This is a genomic window from Alcaligenes parafaecalis, from assembly GCF_026344135.1.
In the GTDB taxonomy this organism is placed as follows: domain Bacteria; phylum Pseudomonadota; class Gammaproteobacteria; order Burkholderiales; family Burkholderiaceae_B; genus Alcaligenes; species Alcaligenes parafaecalis.
Genome location: NZ_JAPKNA010000002.1, coordinates 788130 through 813982, shown reverse-complemented (window position 1 = coordinate 813982; position 25853 = coordinate 788130). Strand labels below are relative to the sequence as shown.

27 protein-coding genes and 1 other RNA gene are annotated in these 25853 nt (G+C 55.4%); 15 read left to right on the top strand and 13 right to left on the bottom strand.

Going from position 1 to position 25853, the window contains the following annotated elements:
• Positions 1 to 705: 705 nt before the first annotated feature.
• Positions 706 to 918: a hypothetical protein gene (locus tag OSH09_RS10590; RefSeq protein ID WP_266120949.1), complete on the bottom strand. Its 213-nt coding sequence runs from the start codon at positions 916 to 918 to the stop codon at positions 706 to 708.
• A 688-nt stretch (positions 919 to 1606) separates the two neighbouring features.
• Here OSH09_RS10590 and OSH09_RS10585 point away from each other — a divergent pair.
• From OSH09_RS10585 to OSH09_RS10570, 4 genes are all read left to right on the top strand, one after another.
• Complete coding sequence (locus OSH09_RS10585; protein WP_266120948.1) at positions 1607 to 2572, top strand: sulfurtransferase; 966 nt, start codon at positions 1607 to 1609, stop codon at positions 2570 to 2572.
• An 11-nt stretch (positions 2573 to 2583) separates the two neighbouring features.
• Positions 2584 to 3690 (top strand): YeeE/YedE family protein, encoded by a 1107-nt coding sequence (locus tag OSH09_RS10580; RefSeq protein ID WP_266120947.1) that lies wholly within the window; start codon positions 2584 to 2586, stop codon positions 3688 to 3690.
• Positions 3691 to 3701: 11 nt separating this feature from the next.
• Positions 3702 to 3866 carry a hypothetical protein gene (locus OSH09_RS10575; protein ID WP_009454924.1) on the top strand — a complete coding sequence of 55 codons (165 nt, stop codon included), beginning with the start codon at positions 3702 to 3704 and terminating at the stop codon, positions 3864 to 3866.
• Between the two features lie 243 nt (positions 3867 to 4109).
• Complete coding sequence (locus OSH09_RS10570; RefSeq protein ID WP_207875619.1) at positions 4110 to 5081, top strand: hypothetical protein; 972 nt, start codon at positions 4110 to 4112, stop codon at positions 5079 to 5081.
• Positions 5082 to 5087: 6 nt separating this feature from the next.
• Here the strand turns inward: OSH09_RS10570 and msrA are convergent, their stop codons facing one another.
• The gene (msrA, locus tag OSH09_RS10565; RefSeq protein ID WP_207875620.1) at positions 5088 to 5618 is read right to left on the bottom strand and encodes a peptide-methionine (S)-S-oxide reductase MsrA; all 531 of its coding nucleotides are present in this window, start codon (positions 5616 to 5618) and stop codon (positions 5088 to 5090) included.
• A complete protein-coding gene (locus tag OSH09_RS10560) occupies positions 5615 to 5884 on the bottom strand; it encodes a c-type cytochrome (RefSeq protein WP_266120946.1) in 270 nt (89 codons plus the stop codon). Before OSH09_RS10560 ends, msrA begins: the two co-directional genes overlap by 4 nt.
• Before the next feature lie 183 nt (positions 5885 to 6067).
• Here OSH09_RS10560 and lgt point away from each other — a divergent pair, with 183 nt between their 5' ends.
• Positions 6068 to 6865: a prolipoprotein diacylglyceryl transferase gene (gene lgt / locus OSH09_RS10555; RefSeq protein ID WP_207875621.1), complete on the top strand. Its 798-nt coding sequence runs from the start codon at positions 6068 to 6070 to the stop codon at positions 6863 to 6865.
• 54 nt (positions 6866 to 6919) lie between these two features.
• Here lgt and ssrS read toward each other — a convergent pair.
• The 3 genes from ssrS to OSH09_RS10540 all read right to left on the bottom strand — a co-directional run bounded on the left by ssrS (position 6920) and on the right by OSH09_RS10540 (position 7876).
• Positions 6920 to 7103: non-coding RNA, 6S RNA (ssrS, locus tag OSH09_RS10550), on the bottom strand.
• Between the two features lie 53 nt (positions 7104 to 7156).
• Positions 7157 to 7468, bottom strand: coding sequence for a cell division protein ZapA (locus OSH09_RS10545; RefSeq protein WP_207875622.1), 312 nt, complete (start codon positions 7466 to 7468; stop codon positions 7157 to 7159).
• 3 nt (positions 7469 to 7471) lie between these two features.
• A complete protein-coding gene (locus OSH09_RS10540) occupies positions 7472 to 7876 on the bottom strand; it encodes a hypothetical protein (RefSeq protein ID WP_207875623.1) in 405 nt (134 codons plus the stop codon).
• Between the two features lie 341 nt (positions 7877 to 8217).
• Here OSH09_RS10540 and OSH09_RS10535 point away from each other — a divergent pair, with 341 nt between their 5' ends.
• Positions 8218 to 8676 carry a tripartite tricarboxylate transporter TctB family protein gene (locus OSH09_RS10535; RefSeq protein WP_207875624.1) on the top strand — a complete coding sequence of 153 codons (459 nt, stop codon included), beginning with the start codon at positions 8218 to 8220 and terminating at the stop codon, positions 8674 to 8676.
• Positions 8677 to 8692: 16 nt separating this feature from the next.
• A complete protein-coding gene (locus tag OSH09_RS10530; protein ID WP_207875625.1) occupies positions 8693 to 10198 on the top strand; it encodes a tripartite tricarboxylate transporter permease in 1506 nt (501 codons plus the stop codon).
• A 189-nt stretch (positions 10199 to 10387) separates the two neighbouring features.
• On the opposite strand, the gene OSH09_RS10525 is transcribed toward OSH09_RS10530, so the two are convergent.
• From OSH09_RS10525 to OSH09_RS10510, 4 genes are all read right to left on the bottom strand, one after another.
• On the bottom strand, positions 10388 to 11422 hold the full coding sequence (locus tag OSH09_RS10525; RefSeq protein WP_266120945.1) for an NAD(P)/FAD-dependent oxidoreductase: 1035 nt from the start codon (positions 11420 to 11422) through the stop codon (positions 10388 to 10390).
• Between the two features lie 153 nt (positions 11423 to 11575).
• A complete protein-coding gene (locus OSH09_RS10520) occupies positions 11576 to 13261 on the bottom strand; it encodes an ABC transporter permease (RefSeq protein ID WP_207875627.1) in 1686 nt (561 codons plus the stop codon).
• Between the two features lie 12 nt (positions 13262 to 13273).
• Positions 13274 to 14359, bottom strand: coding sequence for an ABC transporter ATP-binding protein (locus OSH09_RS10515; protein WP_222668668.1), 1086 nt, complete (start codon positions 14357 to 14359; stop codon positions 13274 to 13276).
• 83 nt (positions 14360 to 14442) lie between these two features.
• Positions 14443 to 15480, bottom strand: coding sequence for an ABC transporter substrate-binding protein (locus OSH09_RS10510; protein ID WP_207875629.1), 1038 nt, complete (start codon positions 15478 to 15480; stop codon positions 14443 to 14445).
• A gap of 225 nt (positions 15481 to 15705) precedes the next feature.
• Here OSH09_RS10510 and OSH09_RS10505 point away from each other — a divergent pair, with 225 nt between their 5' ends.
• On the top strand, positions 15706 to 16629 hold the full coding sequence (locus OSH09_RS10505) for an NAD(P)-dependent oxidoreductase (protein WP_266120944.1): 924 nt from the start codon (positions 15706 to 15708) through the stop codon (positions 16627 to 16629).
• Here the strand turns inward: OSH09_RS10505 and OSH09_RS10500 are convergent.
• From OSH09_RS10500 to OSH09_RS10490, 3 genes are read right to left on the bottom strand one after another with little or no spacing between them, the layout of a single operon-like run.
• A complete protein-coding gene (locus OSH09_RS10500) occupies positions 16626 to 18158 on the bottom strand; it encodes a sensor histidine kinase (RefSeq protein WP_266120943.1) in 1533 nt (510 codons plus the stop codon). The two genes, OSH09_RS10505 and OSH09_RS10500, sit on opposite strands and share 4 nt — an antisense overlap.
• A complete protein-coding gene (locus tag OSH09_RS10495; RefSeq protein WP_207875632.1) occupies positions 18155 to 18841 on the bottom strand; it encodes a response regulator in 687 nt (228 codons plus the stop codon). Before OSH09_RS10495 ends, OSH09_RS10500 begins: the two co-directional genes overlap by 4 nt.
• Entirely contained in the window at positions 18822 to 19388 is a 567-nt protein-coding gene (locus OSH09_RS10490) for an RNA pyrophosphohydrolase (protein ID WP_009454891.1), read from the bottom strand. The genes OSH09_RS10495 and OSH09_RS10490 overlap by 20 nt, the downstream gene beginning before the upstream one ends.
• Positions 19389 to 19452: 64 nt before the next feature.
• Here OSH09_RS10490 and OSH09_RS10485 point away from each other — a divergent pair, with 64 nt between their 5' ends.
• The 7 genes from OSH09_RS10485 (at position 19453) to pal (ending at position 25834) form a co-directional block, all read left to right on the top strand.
• Positions 19453 to 21189, top strand: a complete 1737-nt coding sequence (locus OSH09_RS10485) for a proline--tRNA ligase (RefSeq protein ID WP_266120942.1) — start codon at positions 19453 to 19455, stop codon at positions 21187 to 21189.
• Positions 21190 to 21255: 66 nt separating this feature from the next.
• Positions 21256 to 21681, top strand: coding sequence for a tol-pal system-associated acyl-CoA thioesterase (gene ybgC / locus OSH09_RS10480; RefSeq protein WP_207875634.1), 426 nt, complete (start codon positions 21256 to 21258; stop codon positions 21679 to 21681).
• Positions 21682 to 21683: 2 nt separating this feature from the next.
• A complete protein-coding gene (gene tolQ / locus OSH09_RS10475; protein ID WP_009454887.1) occupies positions 21684 to 22358 on the top strand; it encodes a protein TolQ in 675 nt (224 codons plus the stop codon).
• Positions 22358 to 22804 carry a protein TolR gene (gene tolR, locus OSH09_RS10470; protein ID WP_207875635.1) on the top strand — a complete coding sequence of 149 codons (447 nt, stop codon included), beginning with the start codon at positions 22358 to 22360 and terminating at the stop codon, positions 22802 to 22804. Before tolQ ends, tolR begins: the two co-directional genes overlap by 1 nt.
• Before the next feature lie 50 nt (positions 22805 to 22854).
• Positions 22855 to 23973: a cell envelope integrity protein TolA gene (gene tolA, locus OSH09_RS10465; protein WP_266120941.1), complete on the top strand. Its 1119-nt coding sequence runs from the start codon at positions 22855 to 22857 to the stop codon at positions 23971 to 23973.
• A gap of 15 nt (positions 23974 to 23988) precedes the next feature.
• Positions 23989 to 25299 (top strand): Tol-Pal system beta propeller repeat protein TolB, encoded by a 1311-nt coding sequence (gene tolB / locus OSH09_RS10460; protein WP_376912177.1) that lies wholly within the window; start codon positions 23989 to 23991, stop codon positions 25297 to 25299.
• A gap of 34 nt (positions 25300 to 25333) precedes the next feature.
• Positions 25334 to 25834: a peptidoglycan-associated lipoprotein Pal gene (pal, locus tag OSH09_RS10455; protein ID WP_153230888.1), complete on the top strand. Its 501-nt coding sequence runs from the start codon at positions 25334 to 25336 to the stop codon at positions 25832 to 25834.
• Positions 25835 to 25853: the final 19 nt, after the last annotated feature.

The window sequence follows — 25853 nt, the reverse complement described above, 5'->3', positions numbered from 1 at the left end:
AGAGAAACGAGATTATGAAGCAGATCAGGCAGTGTGTCAAGCGTTTTTTTGAAGAAATTAGAAAGTTTTAAAACCGTCCAACTCGTCCCGCTTAACCAGAACTTTCGTTCCGTCCTACCTGGCGAACAATCAACCGTAAGGCTAACTATCCAACTTCACAAACAAGGGTAAATTTTCAAATCCGTTTCAACCTTCGAAACCGCTTAAAAACTTAACGTTGCGTTCTCTGGAGCAGAACCTAGAACTTTAACACAGAATTTTCTGATTTGTCAAGCTCCGGGTTTTACACCGTGTCAGTTACCTGACTCAGTTATTCAAGCTTCGGTGCGGACCTCTTGGTCAAGGCGGTGAATCTTGGCTAACTGCTCTCTGTAGCGCTTCAGGGAAAACCCTGTGTGTGCTGCAGCGAGAAAAGAACTATAGCACGATGATTTTCAGACTGGCAAGCCTTCTTCGCCCTTTTTCTTAGTATTTGGGGAGAGAAAACCCCGTAAAACGTCGTAGCACATTGATAACTATGAACAATAACTATAAAAATAATTTTTAGATTAATTTTGGATTTTTTTTCCTGGTAGTGAGCCTACCTGTCCTCAGACGCAAATCCTAAGCTAATCAGCTATTTTCTCGCAAAGAATAGCCAGATATTCTCCAGCCGCTCAACATTTCCCCTCTCTATATAGAGAAGAAGCGAAAACACCGCCAACACTAGTCACCAGTCAGCAGTCCCTGTGCTTGCTTGCTTGCTTGCTTGCTTGCTTGCTTGCTTGCTTGCTTGCTTGCTTGCTTGCTTGCTTGCTTGCTTGCTTGCTTGCTTGCTTGCTTGCTTGCTTGCTTGCTTGCTTGCTTGCTTGCTTGCTTGCTTACTTGCGAAATAGGGAAATGATGAGAAGAAAAAATGGAGACATGGGGAGCCAACAAAGAAACGCCAGCAAGAACACTGCATCAGCCCTTTCCCCCTAACCAATAGTGTCTCTGTATAGATATAGAGTTGAATGACCTCCAAGACCGGGGGTTATGCAGTGCTGTTAGCCGCTCGGGGCTCCGGGACAGGGGGTTGGGGCGAGTCAGACGACTTGCCTTGTCGGAGTCACAATCGGGGATGCAAGCAGTCTGCTGTTTGAGCCCAACGCTTGTGATTGGTCCGGGGGACCAATCACTGGGCGAGTTCAGACTGCGCCCCGATTGTGACTCCGACAAGGGAACCGGCGCAACGCGCCGGCAAGTAGTCCGCCCCAACCCCCTGTCCCGGAGCCCCGAACGGCGACCTACATAGACCGGCTGGAACAACAAACGCCACTCTCTATATAGAAGGACCATTCATCATGATGACTCTACCCTCTCTATATATAGATACGCCCACTCTATATAGAGACCAAAGACACACTTACCTGCTAGAGAGACACAAGCAGAGTGGCACAAGCCCACCCAATGCAGAGCTGTAAACAAAGCCCCTCCCATCTACTCTATAGAGATAGCCCCCTTCCCTTTACGCCCACAAGCAATAAGCTAATCCCCAATTCATTGTTATTTTCTGTAGCCACGTTCATTACCATTCCTTATGCACTTAATCCTCTAAGCAGGCCCCTGCTTACTCAAGAGAGTAATAATGATCAAACCTATCCTCATCTCCTTGGCATTTGCATTCAGCTCGGTCCTGGCACCGACTGTCTCCGCAGAGCCAAGCGCACCCGAAACAGCCGCCAAGCCAGCGGCTCTGATCTCGGCTGCAGACCTGGCCACCAAGCTGGACCAGAGCAATCTGCGTATTCTGGATATCCGCACAGACAAAGAATATGCAGCAGGCCACGTACCTGGTGCAGTCCATACTCCCTATGGCGCCTATCGCGGCCCAGCCGAAAACGCCGGAGCCTTGCGCTCGGAAGCCGACCTATCCGCATTGTTCAGCAAAGCGGGCATTTCCAAAGACAGCTACGTAGTCGTGACCTACGCAGGCGCAAACCCCACTGACTTCGGTGCCGCCGCCCGCGTGTACTGGACACTGAAAGCAGGCGGTCTGACACAGCTATCCATTCTGGACGGTGGCCTGCAAGCCTGGGAAGCCGAAAGCAAACCCCTGAGCAAAGACGCCCCAAGCGTCACCCCTACAGAATTCAGCTACCACTACAACAAAGACATGGTGGTCAGCACACAAGAAGTGGCTGACTACATCAAGAACGGCCAAGCCCCCGTCCTGCTGGACGCTCGCCCCACCGAGTTTTTCAAAGGCGAAAAGCGTGTTGACGCCGCCGCCCGCTACGGCACCTTGCCCGGCGCACGCGAACTGGACTTCAACAGCTTCTTTCGCAGCGATAAACCCGTCCTGAAAGATACAGGCGAACTCGTCAAGATCGTCAAAGAACAAGGCCTGGACGACAAACCCACCGTTTCGTTCTGCAATACCGGCCACTGGGCTGCCACCAACTGGTTTGTCCTCTCCGAACTGGCAGGCAACCCCAATGTGAAGCTCTACCCCGAGTCCGTCGTGGAATGGAGCCGCAGCAGCTTGCCCATGGATAATCAGCCCTCCCGCTTCGAGGTTTTGAAGCTCGATGCCAAGCGCGCCATTAACTAAAGAAATCGACCATGCTTTATCTGACTAGACTGGGCTTTATCCTGGCCAGCCTGGCCCTGATTGTTGGGGTCGCGCTGGTAGGTGGCCTGCGCCAAGGGCTGCTGGCCCTTTTGGGGATTGGCTTTGGCGCGGTACTGCAAGGTGCCCGCTTTGGCTTTACCACCGGTTGGCGCAACTATATCGAGCGTCGCGATCCTCAAGGGATCTGGGCACAAATGCTCTTGCTGGTATTGGCAGCCGCCTTCACCCTGCCCTTGATTGCCGATAGTGGAGGCGAGCTGGTAGGCGCGATTGCCCCCTTGACCATCAGCCTGGTGCTGGGTGCCTTCCTGTTTGGCGCCGCCATGCAACTGGCCGACGGTTGCGGCTCCGGGACCTTGTATAAAGCAGGCGCTGGTGCACCGATCTCATTCGCCGTCTTGCCTACTTTCGCGATTGGCAGCTTTTTGGGTGCATCGCATCAACCCGGCTGGATTGCGTTGGGCGGTTTACCCGCTATCGACCTGACCGTCTCCTTGGGCTGGCCCACCGCCTTGCTGATTACCGTACTGGGCTGCGCCGCCGTGTCCTGGTTCGTAGGCCGAGGGGCACGTCGCCATCAAAAAGAGCACAACGGCACACCCGCCAAATGGGAAATGCGCTGGTGGATGGGCGCCTTGCTACTGGCCGTGCTGTACGCCATCCACATGATCGTTGCCGGGCAACCTTGGGGTATCGTCTACAGTATTGGCCTGTGGGGCGCCAAAGTATTCTCCGCCTTGGGCTGGACACCGGTTGGCGACGCATTCTGGGGGGTTGCTCCCCATGCACAACGTCTGGCAGAACCTGTTTTGGCCGACGTTACCTCCGTCACCAACTTCGGTTTGATTCTGGGTGCCATGGCCGCCTCACGCTGGAACCATCCTGCCAATTTCAAATCGCCCAATGCTCGCACTTTATGGGTAGGCGCGATTGCGGGTCTGGTCATGGGCTACAGTGCCCGTATGGCCTTTGGATGTAATGTGGGCGCATTCCTGGGAGGCATTGCCTCGGCCAGCATACATGGCTGGGTCTGGTTTGCACTGGCCTTTGCCGGGTCCATCATAGGCGTGCGTATTCGTCGCCGCGTTAACCCTTGAGTGGCGCCACCATGAGCAAAACTACTTTCCGCCTTATTACCAGTACCTTCTGGCTGGTCGTTGTCTTGTTGGTTGTCATGGACAGTCTGCAAGACTATCCCTACCGTCCTGAACCCGCCCCCATTGCCTGGGGTAGTGGACAAGCCGCCAGTGGCGGTCACTGCTCGGGTCGATAAGTCACCCGGCCACCAGGCCTGAAACGCCCCTGATTCACAAAACTTTGGCAGCGACTTCTGTATGCTGCACAAGGTTTCGAGATCAGGGGCTTTTTTATAGGCGATCTAAACACACCCGCCCCATAGCAGTAAAAAGACCAGGACACGACGCCCCCTGCTCTTCAGTTGGACAGGAGCCACAGCACACCAAAACTGTCTGCTTGCCGTGCTAGCATCAGTCAAATTTTCACTGCTCCCGCTGTCATGCTGAATTTCCTACGCACCACGCTGATCCGCAGTCTGCGCATGTTCTATACCGTTGCACGCATCATGATCCCCATCATGATCGCGGTGCGTATTGCTGCGCAGTTGGGTTTGATTGAGCAAGCCGGGAAGTTGATTGGCCCTGTCATGGCCTTGGTCGGGTTACCTGCCGAAGCCGGGATTGTTTGGGCGACCACCGCCTTGGCCGGAATTTATGCAGGCATAGGCTCCATGGCAGCCTTGGGCGACAGCTTGAGTTTCAATGTCGCCCAGATCAGCGTCCTGGGCACCATGATGCTGTTTGCGCACAATATGCCCATGGAGCAAGCCATTGTGCGTAAAGCCGGAGCCAGTTTCTGGTTTACAGCGGCTCTGCGCATTATTTGTGCCTTGCTCTACGGCGCTCTGTTGGCCTGGGGCCTGAACAGCGCCGGACTGCTGCAAGAACCTGTATCCCTGGCCTGGCTGTATGGGCAGTCAAATGCCACGCAAGGTGGCTGGCAAGGCTGGATAGATTGGTTTTGGGGCACAGCCAGCTCTCTGCTGATGACCTGGCTCATTATCCTGGGCTTGTTGCTGATTTTATCTGTGCTGGACAAGATAGGCTTCACCCGTGTGTTGACCCGGCTGCTGCTACCCTTGCTGCGGTTTTCCGGCCTGGAAGAGCGCGTTGCCCCCACAACCACGATTGGCGTCTTGCTAGGCCTAAGCTATGGCGGCGCTTTGATTATTGATGAGTCCCGCCAGCAAAATTACAGTCCCCGAACACGTCTGCTGGCTTTGTCCTGGCTGTCTTTAAGCCATTCCCTGATTGAAGACACCATTCTTATTCTGGCTCTGGGTGCCAACATCTGGGTGGCTCTGGTGGGCCGACTTGTTCTGACTTTGCTGGTTATTGGCCTGATGGCCCGGCTGACATTACCAGGTAGCGCCCTGTACAGACGCTACCTTGCTCCTGCTACCCACACGTGAGCCGCTTTAGCTTTTAATCAGCAAATCCTGAAAGCGCTGATAGAACTTCTTGAGCTTGGGCGCGATCACCATCTGGCAATAAGCCTGCTCGGGATGCAGCGCAAAATAATCGTGGTGATAGTCCTCGGCTTCCCAGAATCGGGAGCTGTCGAGCACATGCGTCACGATAGGCGCGTCAAATTGCGGCTTGATTTCTTCAATGACCTCAAAGGCCTGGCGTCGCTGCTCTTCATCCTGACAAAAAATGGCAGAGGCGTATTGCGGACCTTGATCAGCCCCCTGACGGTCAGGCGTGGTGGGGTCATGGGTCAGGAAAAACACTTCCAGCAAATCCCGATAGGAAATGACGGAAGGGTCAAACTCCACTTTGACCACTTCAATGTGGCCGGTCTGCTTACCGCAAACCTGTTCATAAGTGGGATGCTCAATATGGCCACCACAATACCCAGGCACCACCGACTGCACACCTCGCAAGGCCTTGAAAATCCCTTCGGTGCACCAAAAGCATCCGCCACCTAGTATGGCTGTTTCCTTCATGAATTCTCCTTTGTTGACGAATTGGCTAGACTCAGCAACCAGGCAGCAATCGCTTGTGCCTGCTCGGCGCTAATCCGGTTTTGAGCGGGCATGGGAATCGCTCCCCAGTTTCCGCGGCTCCCCTGCTGAATTTGTCGCTGCAAATACGCCTGGGTTTCCTGCACCGGACCTTGCGCATAGCGTTGGGCGATCTCCCGAAAAGGAGGACCCACCCGTTTACGATCAATCTGATGACAGGACAAACACTGCGCCTGTACGGTCTCCATCAAGGCTACCGTATCAGCCTTTGCGACTGGATTAAAGATCAGCCATCCACAAAAAACTACTAATGGTAAACGGCTGGCCCAAGAGACTGAATGCAGCATGATCCTTCCCTTACAATTTACCCAGCCCTAGCCTGGGCTCGCAGTCACGCTATTATCTGATATTCACCTCTGTAATGGGCACGCATGTTAATTCATCCGCAGTTTGATCCCGTCGCCATACAACTTGGTCCCCTTGCCATCCACTGGTATGGCTTGATGTATCTGGTCGGCTTTGGCCTGGTCTGGCTAGCTGGCATGGCGCGTATTCGCGCAGGCTATACCCTGCTGACTCGCAAAGACCTGGAAGACCTGATCTTTTACTGCGTCCTGGGCGTGGTAGCAGGTGGTCGTCTTGGCTATACCTTGTTCTATCAGCCCGCCTACTACTTGTCGCATCCGCTGGAAATTCTGTATGTCTGGCAAGGTGGCATGTCCTTTCATGGCGGCCTGATTGGCGTCCTGGTGACGATTGCACTATTTGCCCGGAACCGACAACGGCGCTTTCTGGAAATCAGCGATTTCCTGGCTCCCTTGATTCCGCTGGGACTGGCCGTGGGCCGCCTGGGTAATTTCATTAACGGTGAACTGTGGGGCCGTCCTAGCGATGTGTCCTGGGCTATGGTGTTCCCGCAAGTGGACTCCATCCCCCGCCACCCCTCGCAGTTGTACGAGATGGCTCTGGAAGGCATCGCCTTGTTTATCCTGCTGTGGTGGTTTACGCGCCGCCCACGTGCCGTGGGCCAGACCAGTGCCCTGTTCCTGATCGGCTATGGTTTCTTCCGCTTCATGGTGGAGTACACCCGCGAACCTGATGGCTACCTGGGGTTGCTGAGCGCGGGCTTGTCGATGGGACAGTGGTTGTCCTTGCCCATGATTGTGGCCGGACTGGCTTTGTTTGCTTATGCCAGCAAGCGGGGTGTGACGCCCGGCAGTCAGGGATAAGAAGATCTGCAGAAAAGAAAAAAGCCCGTCCAGATGTGGACGGGCTTTTTTTGTAGGTGCCCCACCATTGCCGTCAAGACCGGCATCCTGGAACCGAGGGTCCAAGATCGGCTGTCATCAAGCCAGCTTCGGGTTCGTCGACGAGGACGATCGCTCCTACTGGCTAATCCAACAACCTGTATGCCAAAAGCATTGGTTCAAGGAATGTATGGTCGTGTCACGAACACGGCAGGGACTTACTGGGATGAAGCTGCCCGCGAGGAACAACAAGGGGCAGCTTTCAAATTTGGTCTAGCGCGCAGTACCCGAAGGTTCGATGACATCATCAATCATTGCGTGCATGTCTTCAATTTTACGCTTGAAATCGCCAAATGCAACATTAGCCAGTGGACCATCAGGTGCTTTAGCGGATAAAAACTCGCTGGCGATCTGAATGGCGGCCATAACGGCGATGCGTTCGTTCCCCGAGACGCGGCCAGAGCCCTTGATGGACTGCATGCGCTGATCAACCAGTTTGACAGCTTCAAGCAAGCGCGCTTTTTCGGATGGTGGGCATGCCAGAGAATACTCGCGGCCCAACAGAGAAATATCGACTCGTTCCATGACTTACTCCTGTACCGCACCGGGTAGACGCATCAGGATCGAACCGATCTGGTCACGAGCCTGTCCTGCTACATCGCGCAACACGCCCATGCCTGCACGCGCACTATCAAGCTCGCGGCGCAAAGCCACGATTTGAGCTTGTTCTTGCTCAAGCAGTTTTTTCAGTTCTGCCTGATCGGCTTGTGCTTGTTGCTGCACCACATCCAATTGACGCTGATGGGTAGCAACACCGGTGGACAGGGACTCGAACTCGTCCTGTTGACGTCGATTTTGCTGGCGCAAGGCGTCCAGCTCGGCATCCTGAGTTTTCAGACGAGCTAATAATTGAGCGCGTTCAGCGTTTAGCTGACGAGATTGCTCTACCAGTTGACCGATACGGTCAGCGAGAAAGTCGAGATCTTGCAACATGGGCCTTATCGTAAACCATTGCTAGCGTTACTGGGTAGAGGAATTTCATACTAATGATAACCTTTCACCCATCTTTCCATTACCTTTCAAACTTCTTTCAAAGCATCCTATTGACCAGCCAACACGCTCCCAAAAAACCCTAAATTTCCCGATTTACCGGGAAAACCCTTAAAAACTAGGGTCAAGTCAGGGTTTCCAGTCTTCAAGTGCTCCATTACCATGCGTCACCTCTGTTCAATGCAGTCGGCACAGGCAGAGCGTGGAGCCCAGCTCCAACATAAAGAAGCTGACACAGGAAAAAGGAAAACCAATGCGCAAGGCAGACAAGGAGAATCCACCTTATGCAAATTAAAAATAAACAGGACTTCTGGTCCGGGATCATGTTCGTGGTGATAGGCGCAGCTTTTGCGCTTGGAGCCACCAGCTACTCGATGGGAACCGCTGCCCGCATGGGACCTGGCTACTTCCCTTTCTGGCTGGGGGTATGCCTAGCTCTATTGGGGGCTGTTGTCACATTCAATTCGATGTCTGCCAAAGCGGAAGAAACCGAAGTAGAGAAGTTTAACTGGAAAGTGGCCCTGGTTATCATCGGCGCGGTGGTGCTTTGTGGTCTGACGCTCAATTCTCTGGGTGTCTACATTTCCATTTTCTTGCTTGTTCTGATCAGCAGCTTTGCGAGCCATGAGTTTAGCTGGCCTGTTGCACTGGGCGCAGCCGTGTTTCTGGTGCTGTTCGTCTGGTTGGCATTCATCAAGGGCCTGGGGCTGGTGTTCCCCTTGTGGCCAAGTTTTCTGGCCTGATTGGAGGTGAACGGAAATGGAATTATTTGACAACCTGATGCTGGGTTTCTCCGTGGCGATCACGCCCGAGAACCTGGCCTACGCCCTGCTCGGTTGCATACTGGGCACCCTGATTGGCGTGTTGCCTGGCATTGGCCCTGTGCCTACCATCGCCATGCTGCTGCCCATTACCTATGTACTGCCTCCCGTGGCTGGCCTGATCATGTTGGCCGGTATTTACTACGGCGCTCAGTATGGTGGGTCCACAACGGCCATTCTGGTCGCCTTGCCGGGGGAAACCTCAGCGGTGGTAACTGTGCTGGACGGCCACCAGATGGCGCGTAATGGTCGGGCCGGTGCGGCCTTGGCAATTGCTGCTCTGGGTTCTTTCTTCGCTGGTTGTGTGGCCACCGTGCTGCTGGCTGCCTTTGCGCCTCCTTTGGCTGAAGTCGCCTTCAAGTTTGGACCTGCGGAGTATTTCTCGTTAATGGTCTTGGGGCTGGTCGGCGCTGTGGTGCTGGCCTCCGGCTCCCTGCCTAAAGCCATCTGCATGATCTTGCTGGGTCTGCTGCTGGGTATGGTCGGTACAGACGTGAACTCCGGCGTCGCCCGTTACGACTTTGGTATTCCAGAACTGCAAGACGGTATCGACTTTGCCGTGGTTGCCATGGGTGTGTTTGGTTTCTCTGAAATCATGAACAACCTGGAACTGGGCGACCAGCGTGTCGAGATCACAGGCAAAGTGGGTTCTTTGTATCCCAACAAACAGGAATTCAAAGAGTCCTGGCCTGCTGTTGTCCGTGGTACTGCCATGGGTTCGGTACTGGGTATCTTGCCCGGTGGCGGTGCGGTGTTGTCTTCCTTTGCGTCCTACACGCTGGAGAAGAAAATCTCCCGCAATCCTGAGCGCTTTGGTAAAGGTCACCCTGCTGGTCTGGCTGGCCCTGAGTCGGCTAACAACGCAGCAGCCCAGACTTCGTTCATCCCGCTGCTGACCTTGGGTATTCCAGGTAACGCGGTAACGGCTCTGATGATTGGTGCGATGACCATCCACAACATTCAGCCCGGCCCACAAGTGATGACCAGCCACCCCGAGCTGTTCTGGGGCCTGATTGCCTCCATGTGGATCGGTAACCTGATGCTGGTGATTCTGAACCTGCCATTGGTCGGTCTATGGGTGAAGCTGCTGAAAGTGCCTTACCGCCTTCTGTTCCCTGCCATTCTGGTGTTCTGCACGGTCGGTGTGTACTCGCTGAACTACAACGTGTTTGATATCTTGGTTACCGCTGCCTTTGGTTTTGTTGGCTACGTGTGGTCCAAGCTGCGTTGTGAAGGTGCACCATTGCTGCTGGGTCTGGTTCTGGGACCGATGATGGAAGAAAACTTCCGTCGTGCCCTGCTCTTGTCTCGCGGTGATTACACCACCTTCCTGACTCGCCCACTGTCTTTGTCCTTGTTGGTGTTGGCGGCCTTCCTGGTCGTGATCGTTGCCTTGCCTTCGGTGAAAAAGAAACGCGAAGCCACTTTTGTGGAAGAGGACTAAGACACAGCCAGTCCTCTGGTTTGAAAGCACCCTCTGAAAGGGAGCATTCAAACCGGCGCAGTAAACAAGAAGGCCTGATTTCGTCTCTCCACGAAATCAGGCCTTTTTCTTTGTCGCCTGGTTTTGCCGCTTGGTTTCAAGACAGTTCAATCTTCTGAAGACAGAACAGATCCGCCCCAAAAGCAAACATCAAGCAGCCAGGACCGCTTGCGTGCACTGCCTTCCCAACAAGGGAGCCAGAATGACACCGGGATGGGCTACGACCGCAAACAAGCCATCCAAACTCCCAATGGGGCCGCATAAAGGAAGCTTGTTACAAGTCATGGGGCGCTGCCCGACTTCTATAGACAATACGCGCGGGACAGACGGCAGTTTCAGCAACTGAACAATGGACTGACACGTTTCCTCTGCCAAGCTTTGCAAACCTGCTTCACCTTCCAAGGGATAGTCCAACGCTGACATCAATCCCCTTTCCTTGCCCGGTCGTAGCTCCAAGTCCTGGGCACAGAGCACATGTCGGATAAGAGCTCTATCAGCATCAAGACGCAGCAAGACGGCGGGCTGCTGCTCAATAGACAAAGCTACCCCTGCACTGGCTGCCAAAGCCAAGGCTCCATAAGCATTAGCCAGTACCACCTTGTCGGCATAGATGGCTTGCCCCTGCATTTCTACGCCGGTAACTCGCCCTCCTGCCGACAGCACACACTGCACCTTGCCAGACAGAACCGTGGCTCCGCCCGCTTGTGCTGCCTGAATAAAGCAACGGGCCAGATACACGGGTTCCAAGGCGAAGTCATCCGGTGCCCACATTGCCAAATCAGGTAAAGCCGCCAGCGACGGTTCTTTTTGACGCACTTGCGTAGCCGACCAGCTTTCAACCCTGGAGCCTGCTGCCAGGTGTTCAGCAATCGAGGCGGCTGTCTCATCCTTCGTCGCCCCCCAGGACAAGGCTCCGCGCACTGTCACAGGCAAGGTCCCCAAAGCCTGCTCCAGACGTTTGAACTCCTCCAGAGCATGCAGGCGCAAGGCAAAGGCGTCAGGGTCATCAGAGGGCGTGCTGGCGCTGGCTCCTACCCATCCAAAAGAAGCGGAAGTTGCACTAGGCGTGCTGCCCGGCCCTTGATCGATCAGGGTCACAGCAGCACCCGCTTGAGTCAGATGCCAGGCGACTGACGTTCCCATCACGCCGCCACCGACGACCAGCACTTTGCATTTATGCGTCATAGCTTTCTACGAATTAGTAAACAGAAGCAGTCTGCTCTGTATGTGACTACACAAGCGAACAGCCAGAATGGCGACAAGATACGGTCTGCTACGAGCAAAAACAACAATGGCCTGAATCCCTTGCGGAATTCAGGCCATTGAGATCAGCCCAACTTACATCGTGCCTTGACGACGTTTATAGAAGTTACCGATATACATGGCCAGCAGCACCAGCACGGTAGAGATCAAAATCATGATGATCCCCAGTGCGGAGAGCTTGCCCCACAAACCATCTTCGGCATAGCCCAGCACCTGCACCGCCAGCACTTCCGTGCCAGGGCGGGACAGCACGACGGACACGGTCAACTCACGGATAAACATGGTGGCCATCAAAATCCATGCAGACACCACACCGGGAATCAGCAATGGAATAATGATGCGGCGCATGGTCGTCCAGGAACTGGCTCCGGCGACGGCAGAGGATTCCTCCAGGTGAGCATGCACCTGCACAAAAGCCGCCGACAAAGGCCGGATACCGTAAGGCAGATACGCCGCGATATAGGCCAGCAACAAGGCGGTCAGCGTGGCATACAAAGGCGTTTGCACGAAGAACCACATAAAACCGATACCAATCACAATCCCCGGGAAGGAGAAGGACAGGAAGCTCAAGGTATCCAGCAGCGCCGCCGCCCGCGTTCGTAACTTGACCACGACATAGGCCACGAACAACGAGAGCAGCACACCCAGACTGGCCCCGACCACCGCCAGGAACAGACTGTTCTTCATGGCGACTTTGGAGATCGGGTCTTGAATGACATCAATCCAGTTCGCCCAGCTCATCAAGGAGAAGGCACGAGCGCTAGGCACCATGGAGTACGGAATCATGGAGGTGTAGAGCAACACGGCCACGGGCAGCACCACCATCAGCAAGCTGATAATGCCCACGATGATGAACAGCGGGATTTTGGCGCGACGCAGTTCCAGTTGAGTGGGCTTGAACCCCCGGCTGGAGATCGTCACATACTTGCTGCTTTCTGCCGTCATGTAGCGGTACAGCACAATCAGGGCAATGGAAGCCGACAGCACACTCATCCCTAATGCCGCCGCTTTTCCGTAATCCGGCGCGAAGCCGGTTGAGATCATCTCGAACAGATACGTGGCCAGCACATCCACACGACCCGGCGTACCCAGAACTCGTGGCACGGCGTAGGAAGCCAGGGCCCGTACAATCGCCAGAATGAACGCCGCCATAATGGCTGGGCGCAAAATCGGCAGGGTCACCCGCGTCAAGGTGCGCCACAGACCGCCCCCGAACACACGGGAGGACTCTTCCATGGAAACGTCAAACGAGGCCATGGCAGGTGCAATGATCAGGTAGGCCACGGGCATGTTCAACAAGCCCTCGACCAGAATCATGCCCCACAGGGAGTAAATGTTCAGCGGCGCTTCCTGCAGACCCAAGGTGTCCTGCAAGAACATATTGATCAGGCCGTTGGACGGATTCAGCAGCAGTGCCCAGCTTACCGAGAACAGCAAGTGCGGAATCATCATGGGTACGATGGACAGCACCGTGAACACCCCTTTCATGGGCATGTTCGTACGCGTATTCAGGTAGGCCAGAAAAACTGCCAGCGCGGTGGAGAACAGGGACGAACCCAGCACGAAGACCACCGTATTAAAGGTGACTTCCAGCAAGAAAGGGTCGGTATAGGCAGCTACGTACTTGGCCGTGGTGAAAGAGCCAAAAGCGGTCAGACCCTGCGAGAAGCTGCCCAACAGCAACATCAGGACCGGGCACAGCGTCAGAAAACCGACGATCAGAATAAGCGACCAGCTAAGTGGTCTGCGAGTTTGATTCATGATGCCCCGCCCTTATGCCGACAACAGCATGCAGTGTTCAGGGTGCAGGTTAAAGCGCACGGTATCGCCCTCTTTCACCTTCACGTCTGGATCAATACACACCAGGAGCTGCTCTTTACCCACATTGACTTCAGCTTCGTAGGACTCACCCACGAACTCCAAAGCCTGGACCTGGCCGTGGAACAGATTCTGACCCGCATCGCTGGACTGACTGCTGACACGAATAAATTCAGGACGAATGCACAGAGTGACTTCGGTGCCCACGGGAAGGTCGCGTTTTTTGCAGTGCAGTTGACCCAGCTCGCATTCCACAATGGTGGAATCCACACGCTGCTCCAGCACTTTCGCACTGATCTGGTTGGCACGACCAATAAAGTCCGCCACAAAGCGGTGATCGGCATCAAAGTAAATTTTTTCTGGCGTGCCAATTTCCAGAATCTTGCCACCGCGCATCACGGCGATGGAGTTGGACAAGGCCAGTGCCTCGACGCGATCGTGCGTCACATACACAGCAGTAATGTCCAGACGGCTCAGGAACTCACGCAGTTCTTTACGGGTTTCTTCACGCAGCTTGGCATCCAGGTTACTGAGCGGCTCGTCAAACAGAATAACTTTAGGCTCGGCCACCAGGGCTCGTGCCAGTGCAACACGCTGTTGCTGGCCACCGGACAGGCGCGTTGCAGAACGCTGGTCCACCCCTTCCAACTGCACAAACTTCAGGATGTTCGCGACTTTTTCACGAATCACCTCTTTGCGCTCGCCACGCACTTGCAGCGGGTAAGCGATATTGTCGAACACTGTCATGTGCGGCCAGATGGCATAGGTCTGGAACACCATGCCCAGGCCGCGCTTTTCTACCGGCACAGCAATATTCTTGGCGCTGGACCAGACGATCTCGTCCCCAATGCGAATTTCACCCTCGTCCGGGGTTTCCAGACCCACAATGCACCGCAGCAGCGTGGTTTTGCCGCAGCCGCTGGGTCCTAACAGTGTGAAAAACTCATTAGCGGGAATCGTCAGGTTGATATTGTCCAAAGCTTTGAAGGTTTTGCCCTCTGAGACATAGGTCTTGCTTAGGCCGGTAATTTCAATTTGCATAATGAGTAGATGTTTTCAGTAAAAATGAGGCGAGGCGCCAAGGCGCCCCGTTTTAGACGAACTTGTCGTTCTTGTCGTCCCGATTAACGGACGGCGAAGATACGGCTGAATTCGCGGCCCCAACGGACCAGTTCTTCGTCGCTCAGGTCGCGGATTGGCTCGACCTTGGCTTTATCAATGCCAGCAACCGGTGGGTGTACGCCGGGAGCCAACACATATTCGCCTACCTTATTGGCCAAAATACCCATGGCCTCATTGCCCAGCCAGTAATCCAGGAACACACGGGCTGCATCAGGATGCGGAGCGTTCTTGGTCAAGGCGATGGCTCGTGGCGAACCCAGCAAAGGCTGACCCGACATGGGGCCCCAGGCCAATGGTGCAGGCGACTTGGTCACGATGTACTTGGGCATGGAAATGGCAATCAGCTTCTCGCCACTTTCAATAGGGGCCGGTGTTGGGCCAAACGAAGCCACAAACATAGGCTTGTTGGCTGCCAGACCTTTCAGGAAGTCCAGCCACTGCTCTTCGCTGCTAAAGACCTTTTCTTTCAGACCAATCAACCAGCCAATAGTGGAGGGGTGATTGGACGGGTTGGCCATCACAATCTTGTCTTTCCACTTGGGATCGGCCAGATCTTCGTAGCGTTGTGGAGCGTCCTCGGCCTTGAGGTGGTCCGTATTATAGATATAAGACACATATTCGATGCCAAATTGAATAATCGAATCGTCTTGAATGGCCCACTCGGGGTAGCCCTGCACGGCCTCGGACTGATGAGGAATCAGCACGCCCTGCTCTTTGAGCAGTTGCAACATGGGCAGGGGAGCCTGAACCACGTCCGCCATCAACTTGCCCGCGTTGAACTCGGTAAGGATGGTGGGGATGAACTTGGAGCTGGAAATACGGGTGTACTTACCTTCAATGCCTTGCGCCTGTTGCAAGGCCTTCATGATGGGCTCAACCGCCGTAATGTTGGCGTAGAAAACAGCCTGGCCTTGAGCCTTTGCTTTTTCCAGTACAGCGGCATCTGCCGCCCACGCCGCCCATGGCAAAGAGGTGCTCATAGACGCCAGTCCAGTGGCACCTGCCAGCTTCAAGAAACGACGACGGTCAAAAGTAGTCATAAGGTTCACGTTCCAGTTAATTAGCTAGGAAATTATGTGGGCCCATCATAATCCAGACAGGCGTATTCCATTTATTACAGATCTATGTGTGGTTTAGAACATGAGGGGCCTGACGCCGTCAAGCCTCAATCGTGGTGCCGCTTATTCACGCTGGGAAAGATCACACTAAAAAAGCTGCGCTAAGCTGTAGGCCCAGACACGATTATTCCTACGGAGACCAACGCCATGAGCCCCTCTATTCAGCCAAAATCCTATGAATCCCTCGCCCCGCAAAAAGTGGCGTTCATTGGTCTGGGTGTGATGGGCTACCCAATGGCCGGACATTTGGCCCAGGCCGGTCATCAAGTGACGGTATACAACCGCAATCAGGCCAAGGCAAAACAATGGAGTGCAGAGTTCAAACAGGAATGGGCGGCCACGCCAGCCCTGGCAGCCGCACAAGCTGACATCGTGATGGCCTGTGTGGGCAACGATGATGATCTGCGCGCTATTTTCCTTGGTCCCGACGGAGCTTTGGCGGGAATGAAGGCAGGAAGTCTCTTTATCGACCACACCACAGCCTCCGCCGAAGTTGCTCAAGGGCTGGGAGCGCTGGCCGCCCATCAGAATGTCGCCTTTATAGATGCCCCGATTTCTGGCGGACAAGCAGGTGCCCAAAAAGGCATGCTCAGCATTATGTGCGGCGGCAAGACAGAGGATATGGAGCGCGCCCGCCCCCTGATGATGAGCTATGCCCAGGCCTGCACCTTAATGGGCCCCTTGGGATCGGGGCAACTGTGCAAGATGGTGAACCAGATTGCGGTGGTTGGCCTATTGCAGGCTTTGGCCGAAGCAATGGCATTTGGAGAGCGGGCTGGACTGGACATGGAACAGGCCCTCTCGGTCTTGACCAAGGGGGCTGCCCGAAGCTGGCAAATGGAAACCAAAGGCCCGACGATGCTGGCTCGGGATTTTCAACCCGGCTTTACCGTCAATTGGATGCTGAAAGATCTGGACCTGGTACAGCAGGAGGCCCAGCGCAACGGTGCCCAGCTACCGGGCACCCGTTTGATTCAAGAACAATTTGCGAAGATTGCAGAGCAAGGCCATCGGGATCTGGATATCTCCAGTCTGTTCAGCCTGCTAGCCCGCCCAGGCGACGCCTCTTAATTAAGCGCGTTAGGTTCAGGCTTAGGTGATTCGGGGGTGAGCAGCGGCAAACGCAAGGTCGCCTTCAGGCCATAGCCACCCATATCGTTGGGCTCGCCATCCGTCAGCACAATCGTGCCACCGTTGCGCTCGGCATAGGCCAGTGCAATGGCCAGGCCCAGCCCGGAACCTGAACCTCGCCCACCTTTACGCGCCGGGCCACCGCGGTCAAACCGTACAAACACGCTTTCACGCAAACTGGCCGCCAGACCCATGCCATTGTCCGTCACGCTGATCCAGGCCTGCTTGTCGTCCTGCCCGGCAGAAACCGTAATCGCACTGCCACTCCCGGCGTGGTTGATGGCATTGTGAATCAGGTTGGACACGGACTCATGAATCTCGGCATCGCTGGCATAAACCCATAGAGGCGCTTGCTCGCCCTCTTCACCCGGTCCAATCCAGCCCAAGTCCTGACGATGCTCGCGCGCCAAAGGTAAATACTGCAACACCACTTCGCGCCCCAGGCTGGCTAAATCAACCTGCCCCTGGCTCATGCTGGTGGTATGACTGGCGTGGGCCAGGGCCAGCAACTGTTCAGTCAGACGGGTAGCTTGCCCCAACTGCTTGATAATCGCCCCCAAGGATTCACGCACGCGTTCAATGTCTGGTTCACGGCGGGCGTACTGCGCTTGAGTATGAATAATGGCCAGAGGCGTACGTAATTGATGCGAGGCATCGGCCAGGAACTGAGCCTGTCTATCCAGCACGGAACGGTACAACTCAATATGGTGATTGACCGAACGCACCAAAGGCACGACCTCTCGCGGTACGTCGCGTTCGTCCAAAGGCTGCAGATCATCCACACTGCGGTTACGCACTTCCTGACGCAAAGCCTGCAAAGGACGCAAGGCCCAGGCGACGGCAAACCAGACCAGCAACACGGCAAACAGCAACATGCGCAAATTGCGGAAAATGCCTTCGCGCCAGGCTTCCTGCTGAGTACGCAGGCGCAAATCCATGCTTTCACCCACCATCACCACGACCTGTCTGTGCTGGCCCTTGTAGTGAAGGTCGCGCCACAAGGCCACCATACGCACGGTGTCATTGCGAAAGAAAGAGTCGTAGAAAACTGGAACGCCTTCGTGATCAGCCAGATTGGAAGGACGCGGCAACCCTTCCATGCCCAGCAAGGTGCGTCCTTTTAATTGTTTGGCATCGGCGCCGCCCAGATTACGCACCAAAGGAGTGACTTCTTCGACCCGGAAATATTTGCGATTGCCCGGCCGGGACTCCAGCATGACCTGGGCATAAAAAGGCGGGTCAATACGCAAACTGCCATCGGCGTTGAATTCCACACTGGTCTCCAGCACCTTGGCCGGCTCCAGCAAGGCGCTGTCATAGACATTTTCCGTGACCGAGTTCATGGCCAGATAGTCTTCCCAACTGTCGTACAACAGCAGGGCCACCACACCCGGTATCAGCAATACCAGCAGCCAAAAGCGCAAACTGCCTTGCCAGGCATTGGCGGGGGGTGGAGAAGGTGCTGTCATGCGACGCCGGATTCCGCCTCAAGCACTTCCAACATATAGCCCAGGCCGCGCACCGTCACGATATGCACATCGCTATTGGCCAATTTCTTGCGCAAACGGTGCAAGACGACCTCGATGGCATCCGGGCTGGCGTCGCTATCGTGCTCGAACACACGGGCGAACAACTGGGATTTTTCCACTGGCATCCCTGAGCGGCTGATCAAGACCAGCAAGGCCGCGTGCTCACGCGGTGTCAGGTGAACAATGGCACTGTCCAGTAAAAAGGCTCGGCTTTCCGGGTTGTATTCCAGCGAGCCACAGCTAACCATAGGCGTCACGCGCCCACGACTGCGTCGCACCAGTGCCGCCAGACGAGCTTCCAGCTCTTCCAGGGCAAAGGGTTTGGTCAGGAAATCATCGGCACCCAGATTCAGACCGCGAACGCGGTCTTGCAAGGCACCTTGAGCGGTCAGGATCAGCACCGGGGTGTGATCGCCGCGTTCGCGCATCTCGCGCAAAAGCACCAGCCCGTGTTTATCAGGCAGGCGCAAATCCATGACGACCGCATCATACTCATGAGCCGCCAACAACACTTCTGCTGTACGAGCATCGTGAGCGGGATCGGGCAAAAAACCACTTTGCGCCAAAGCCCGCTCTAGCCATGCGGCCATTTCCCGCTCGTCTTCAACCAATAATATGCGCATGATCCCTGCTATCTAAGGTATCGGCATCAACTGCGCTTTGAAGGCGCTGACGTAAATAACGATTTTCCTGGCGCCGTCGGAACAAAATATCCGACAGCTCGTTCAGCGCTTGCTGATAGACTTCCCGCTTGAACTCAATCACTGAATCAAGTGGCACCCAATATTGACTCCAACGCCATGCATCAAACTCCGGCGTCGAGGAAGAACGCAGGCAGACATCACTGTCTCGCCCTACCAGCCGCAACAGGAACCAGATTTGTTTCTGACCCTTGTAATGGCCGCGCGCCTCCCGACGTACAAAATGATTGGGCACGTTGTAGCGAAGCCAATCTCGCGTCCGGCCTAATATACGGATATGCTCAGGCAGCAAGCCCACTTCTTCATGCAGTTCGCGGTACATCGCTTGTACGGGTGTTTCACCGTATTTGATACCGCCTTGCGGGAACTGCCAGGCATGTTCCCGAATACGCTTGCCCCAAAAAACCTCGTTCTTGCGATTAACGAGGATAATTCCGACATTAGGACGGTAGCCTTCACGATCTAACATAGGCCACCTCTAACGAATTCAATACAATTAGATCTGATTATACGTACCTGACGAGTTCCCTACCATGCATGCTAGCCAGTATCACATTAATACCCTGAAAGAAGCGCCTACCGAGGCCGAAGTTGCCAGCCACCAGCTCATGACGCGTGCCGGCATGATCCGTAAAGCGGCCGGCGGTATCTATACCTATATGCCTATGGGTTTGCGCGTGCTGCGCAAGATTGAAAACATCATCCGTCAGGAAATGGACCGCTCCGGCGCCATTGAACTGCTGATGCCTGTGGTCCAGCCTGCCGAACTCTGGGTAGAGTCGGGTCGTTGGGAAAAATATGGCGACGAGCTGCTCCGTATCAAGGACCGCCACCAGCGCGACTTCGTGCTGCAGCCCACCTCTGAAGAAGTCATCACGGACATCGCTCGCAACGAGATCCATAGCTGGCGCCAGTTGCCCATCAACTTCTACCATATTCAAACCAAATTCCGTGACGAGCGTCGTCCCCGTTTTGGTTTGATGCGCGGCCGCGAATTCACCATGAAGGATGCCTATTCCTTTGACCGCAACGCTGAAGACGCCCAGGCCAGCTACGACAATATGTATGACGCTTACATGCGCATCTTCGGTCGTCTGGGCCTGAACTTCCGTGCCGTGGCTGCCGATACCGGCTCGATTGGTGGTACCCGCAGTCATGAATTCCAGGTCATTGCTGATACCGGCGAAGACTTGCTGGTCTACAACCCCGATACCGACTACGCCGCCAATATTGAGCTGGCTCCCGCTCCTTGCCTGCTGGCCGAGCGTGCTGCTCCTGGCCAGGCGCTGGTCAAGACAGCCACACCAGACGCCCCAAAATGTGAACTGGTTGCCCAGCAACTGGGTCTGGACCTGAGCGCGACCGTTAAATCCGTGGTGCTGGCTACCGACGTGGAAGAAGACGGCCAAACTAAAACCACCGTGCACTTGCTGCTGGTGCGTGGCGACCATGAAGTCAACGACATCAAGGTTTCCAAACTGGCTGGCTTTGAAAAAGGCCACCGCCTGGCCACTGAGGAAGAAATCGTCACGACCTTTGGCTGCAAGCCTGGCTACCTGGGCCCCATCGGCACCCGTCAGCCTGTGCAAGTCATTGCCGACCTGACCGTAGCCAACATGAGCGACTTTGTCTGTGGCGCAAACGAAGAAGGCTTCCACCATACCGGCGTGAACTGGGGCCGTGACCTGCCCGAGCCTATCAAGGCCGATCTGCGCAACGTCGTACACGGTGACCCTGCCCCCGAAGGCGGCAAGCTGGCTATCCAGCGCGGTATTGAAGTAGGCCACGTCTTCTTCCTGGGCGACGTCTACTCCAAGAAGCTGAACGCGACCTTTTTGGAAACTGATGGTAAACCTGCTGTCATGCAAATGGGTTGTTATGGCATTGGTGTCAGCCGTATTGCGGCTGCTGCCATCGAGCAGAACCATGACGAACGCGGCATGATCTGGCCTCGCGCCCTGGCTCCGTTTGAAGTGGTGATCTGCCCGATCGGCTTTACCAAAAGCGATGCCGTCCGTCAGACTGCGACTGATCTGTACACCCAGCTTAAAGAGCAAGGCGTGGATGTGATCCTGGATGACCGCGATGCCCGCCCCGGCATCATGTTTGCCGACTGGGAGCTGATTGGTGTGCCGCTGCGCATTACCATTGGCGAGCGCGGCCTGAAAGAAGGCGTTGTCGAGATGCAAGCCCGCCGTGATGCCAGCAGCACCAACGTGCCGGTGGAGCAGATTGCTCAGGTCAGCGTCGAGCGTTTGGCCACGCTGTAAGGACTCCAAGCAGGGCTGGCCGTGTGCCACGCCCTGCCCGTCAACATAAACTCTTTTACGAACGACATGCTTAATGACAAGTGGGACACCCAGGCTCGGCTTGATATTCGCGTATATTACGAGGACACCGACGCTGGGGGGATCGTATATTACGCCAACTACCTGAAGTTCTTTGAGCGTGCGCGCACGGAATGGCTCAGGAATTTGGGCGTAAACCAATCGGACGTGGCGGAGCAGAATCAACGCCTGTTCGTAGTCAAGAAGGTTGAAATACAATATCTCAAACCTGCCCGGCTCGATGATCTGATCTCGGTGCGCAGCCGCATTACCCAACTGGGTTCGGCTACCATCCATTTCGAACAAGGTGCCCTGCGAGGTGGGGAACTGTTATGCCAAAGCACTATCCAAATTGTTTGCGTTGACGCCACCACGCTTCGTCCAAGCAAGCTGGACTCTGATTTACGTACCCTCTTGGAAAAGGTTCAGGACTGACCATGCAAGCTACTAGCGACCTGTCGCTGATTTCGCTACTTCTCGATGCCAGTATTCCCGTTCAGCTCGTCATGCTGATTCTGTTGGGAATTTCGATTCTCTCGTGGGCCTATATTTTCAGTAAAAGGGCTGCACTTAAACGCACGCTGGAACAGACCCGCCGCTTTGAGGACGATTTCTGGGCGGGTGGCGATCTGGCCGTGCTTCAGCAATCCATTTCCTCGCGTCGTGCTGAACACGGTGCCCTGGCCCGTATTTTTGAAGCAGGGATGACCGAGTTCATCAAGGCACGCCGCAGCCAAAGCTCTGGCCCTGCCCTGCTGGACGGTCCACGCCGTGCCATGCGCGCCAGCTACCAGCGCGAAATGGATACGCTGGAAACCCACCTGAACTTCCTGGCCTCTGCCGGTTCGGTCAGCCCCTACATCGGCTTGCTCGGTACCGTCTGGGGGATCATGCACGCCTTTATCGGCCTGTCCGGCATGCAACAAGCCACCCTGGCCTCGGTCGCTCCCGGTATTGCCGAAGCGCTGATCGCCACGGCCATTGGTCTGTTTGCCGCTATCCCCGCCGTGGTGGCCTACAACCGCTTTACCAACGAACTGGATCGCATCTCGATCCGCTTTGACAGCTTTATCGACGAATTTCTGAACATCTTGCAGCGGCAGGTGAACTGATGCCATCGATGCGTGGAAGCACTGGCCGTCACGGCCGGCGCATGAAAAATGAAATCAACGTCGTCCCTTATATCGACGTGATGCTGGTGCTGCTGGTGATCTTCATGGTCACCGCTCCCATGATTACCCCCGGTCTGGTGGAATTGCCCTCGGTAGGCCAAGCCTCCGAAGTGCCCGCCAAGCCGGTGGAAATCCAGGTTGATAAGGACGGCAAGCTGGCCATTCGACTGCGCGATGCGGGCTCCGAGTTCATGAACATCGAGAAGTCCACATTGATCAACGAAGTGCGCTCGCGCATGCAGGCCGACAGCCCGGTTGTCATTGCCGCTGACGGCAAAGTTCCCTACGAGACCGTTATGGGCTTGATGGATGAACTGCGCTCCAACGGCATCAACCGCCTGGGTCTGATCGTCGATCGCAATAGCGACACCGACGCTCGCAAATAACCTCTGGCCGGATAGCGTGCTCGCCATCCGGCGCGAAAAACCTGAACTGAATGAAGCACAGAACACGCAATACCCGCAATCAGGCGCTGCGCTCGCCTGAGCAAAAGGAAGATCGGCGCGGCTTGCTCATCGCCCTGGGTCTGCACGGGCTGTTGCTGCTCGCCATTTTGGCGGGAGCCCTTTTTTCTGCACCCAAAACACCCAATGCGGTGCAGGTCGAATTGTGGATGGACGGTGTCGCGCCCGATGCGGCCGTCAATGCTGATCCCGAAGCCCCCGAGGCTGAACCCGAGCCGCAGCCTGAGCCTGAACCGGCTCCAGAGCCAGAACCCAAGCCTGAACCAGAACCTGAACCGCCTCCGGCCCCCAAGCCACCTCCTGAGCCTGCCAAGGTAACCCCTCCTGCTGAACCTGAAGTCGATCCCGAAATCGCTTTGGAAGAAGCCCGCAAAGAACGCGAGAAAAAAGAGCGTGAAGAAAAGCTGGAACAGGAACGTCTGGAAAAACAGCGTCAGGACAAGCTAGCCGCTGAACGTCGTGAGCGCGAACAGAAGGAAAAGCAGGAACAGGAACGCAAGGACAAGGCAGAAGCTGAGTCAAAAGCCAAGGCAGAAGCAGATCGCAAGGCCAAAGCCGAGGCTGACGCCAAAGCCAAAGCGGATGCTGAACGCAAAGCCAAAGCAGATGCAGAAGCGAAAGCCAAGGCCGACGCCGAGGCAAAGGCCAAAGCAGACGCTGAACGCAAAGCCCGTGCTGATGCCGCTGCCAAAGCCAAGGCGGATGCCGAGCGCAAGGCCAAGGAAGAAGCCTTCCGCCGTGCCATGCGTGAAGGTGCCCCAGGCCGTCCCGGCGGCACCGCAGACCGTAACCAGGCCGGTGGCGGTGGTGGTGATGGTGGCTACGCCGCCAAGGTGCGCGCTTGCGTGCAGCCTGGCGTGGTCTACAGCACCCCTCCTCGCTCTGAAGTGCGTGGCAACCCCGCACTGCAGTACCGCGTGGACCTGAATGCCGACGGCACGCCTAATCGCGTTCAAATCAAACGATCGTCCGGCATCGCGCAGTTCGATGATGCCGTATCCAAGGGTCTTGCCCGTTGCAGCCCTTTCCCCAAACCGCCTAGCGGTAGCTACCCATCGTATATTGATGGTGAGTACCGTATGTTCGATTAATCAGGAGATTGCATAATGACCGCCGCTACCCCTGCCCTGGCGAGTTTTGCTCGTCATTGGCGCGCCTCGGCCACTGGAGCGTTTGCCCTGGCCGCTGGCATGTTCGCCAGCCAACCGGCCCAGGCCCAACTGCGAGTCGATATATCGGGTGTGGGTGCTACTCAGTACCCCATCGCGATCGCCGATTTTGCTGACAATCCAGCCAGCCAGTCCCTGGCTGAAGTTATCCGTGCTGACCTGACGCGTTCGGGTCAATTCCAATTGATCAATGCCACCGGCGCTGGTCTGAATGCAGAAAGCACGATTGCCTACGACGAATGGCGCAATCGCGGTGCTGATTACCTGGCCTACGGTTCGGTCTCCCAGGCGGGCGGCCAATATTCCATCAGCTATCGCCTGGTGGATTCAGTCCGTCAAACGCAGATGGATGGCGTCGCTTTTGCAGGCAGCGAAAAAGAGCTGCGCCGCATTTCGCACCAGATTGCAGACCGGATTTATGAAAAAATTACGGGTGTACGTGGCGTTTTCTCCACCCGATTGGCCTACGTGTTGCAAACGGGCAACAATTTCGAGTTACAAATTGCTGACTCTGACGGTCAAAATCCGCAGGTAATGTTGCGTTCTCGACACTCAATCATCTCTCCAGCCTGGTCTCCTGACGGTAAAAAGCTGGCTTATGTGAGCTTTGAAAACGACAAACCTGTTGTATATGTGCAAACTTTGGCCACGGGTCACCGTGAACCTTTAGCTAATTTCAAGGGCAACAACAGTAGTCCTGCATGGGCTCCAAACGGCAATCAGGTCGCTGTTGTGCTCTCCAGAGACGGTATTTCGCAGATTTACACGCTAAATACGGACGGATCCGGATTGCGCCGCGTGATGCGTTCTCCCTTGATCGATACTGAACCGAGTTTTATGCCCGATGGCAACTCCCTTGTATTTGTGAGCGATCGTGGTGGTGCTCCCAACATTTACAAAGTGAGTCTGGGTGGTGAGGATGCGCAGCGTATTACCTTCAACGGGAGTTACAATATTTCACCGGAGGTCTCTGCAGACGGTACTAGGCTTGTATACGTCACACGCAGAAACGGTGCTTTCCGAATTGCCATTCAAGATATGGCATCAGGAGCAGAGCAACTGCTGACGACAGGTCCCGACGATCAGTCTCCGAGTTTCGCCCCTAATGGGATGCAGATCTTATATAGTTCTGTTCAGGGGGGCCGCAGTGTCCTAGCTGTGACATCCGTGGACGGTCGCGTTCGTCAGACCCTCTCGTCTTTGAATGGCAAAGTACGCGAACCCACCTGGGGACCATTTACCAACTGACATCCTGTGTGACTCTTTTTCAAAAGGAATTCAAATGAGCTCGCGCATTCTTAAAAGTCTTACCCTCGCCGTTATGGCTGCCGCCCTTGCTGCTTGCAGCTCGGTTCCTCTGGATCAAAACTCCGGTTCAACCGGCGGTACAGGATCGGACTCTGCTAGCGCAGGCCAGATCATGGACCCCTTCAACCCTCAAAGCCCACTGGCACAACAACGCTCGGTGTTCTTTGACTACGACAGCTACGTGGTTAACGACCAGTACCGTGGCCTGGTAGAAATGCACGCTTCGTACCTGAGCAGCCATCCTCAGCAAACCGTTCGCATCGAAGGTAATACCGACGAGCGTGGCGGCGCCGAGTACAACTTGGCTCTGGGTCAGCGTCGTTCCGACGCCGTTGCACGCATGCTGGGTCTGCTGGGCGTGAGCAACAGCCAGATCGAAGCTGTGAGCTTTGGTAAAGAGCGTCCAAAAGCCTTGGGTAACACCGAAGCTGATTACGCTGAAAACCGTCGCGCAGACATCGTTTACCAACGATAATTCCTGCATCGACCAAGTG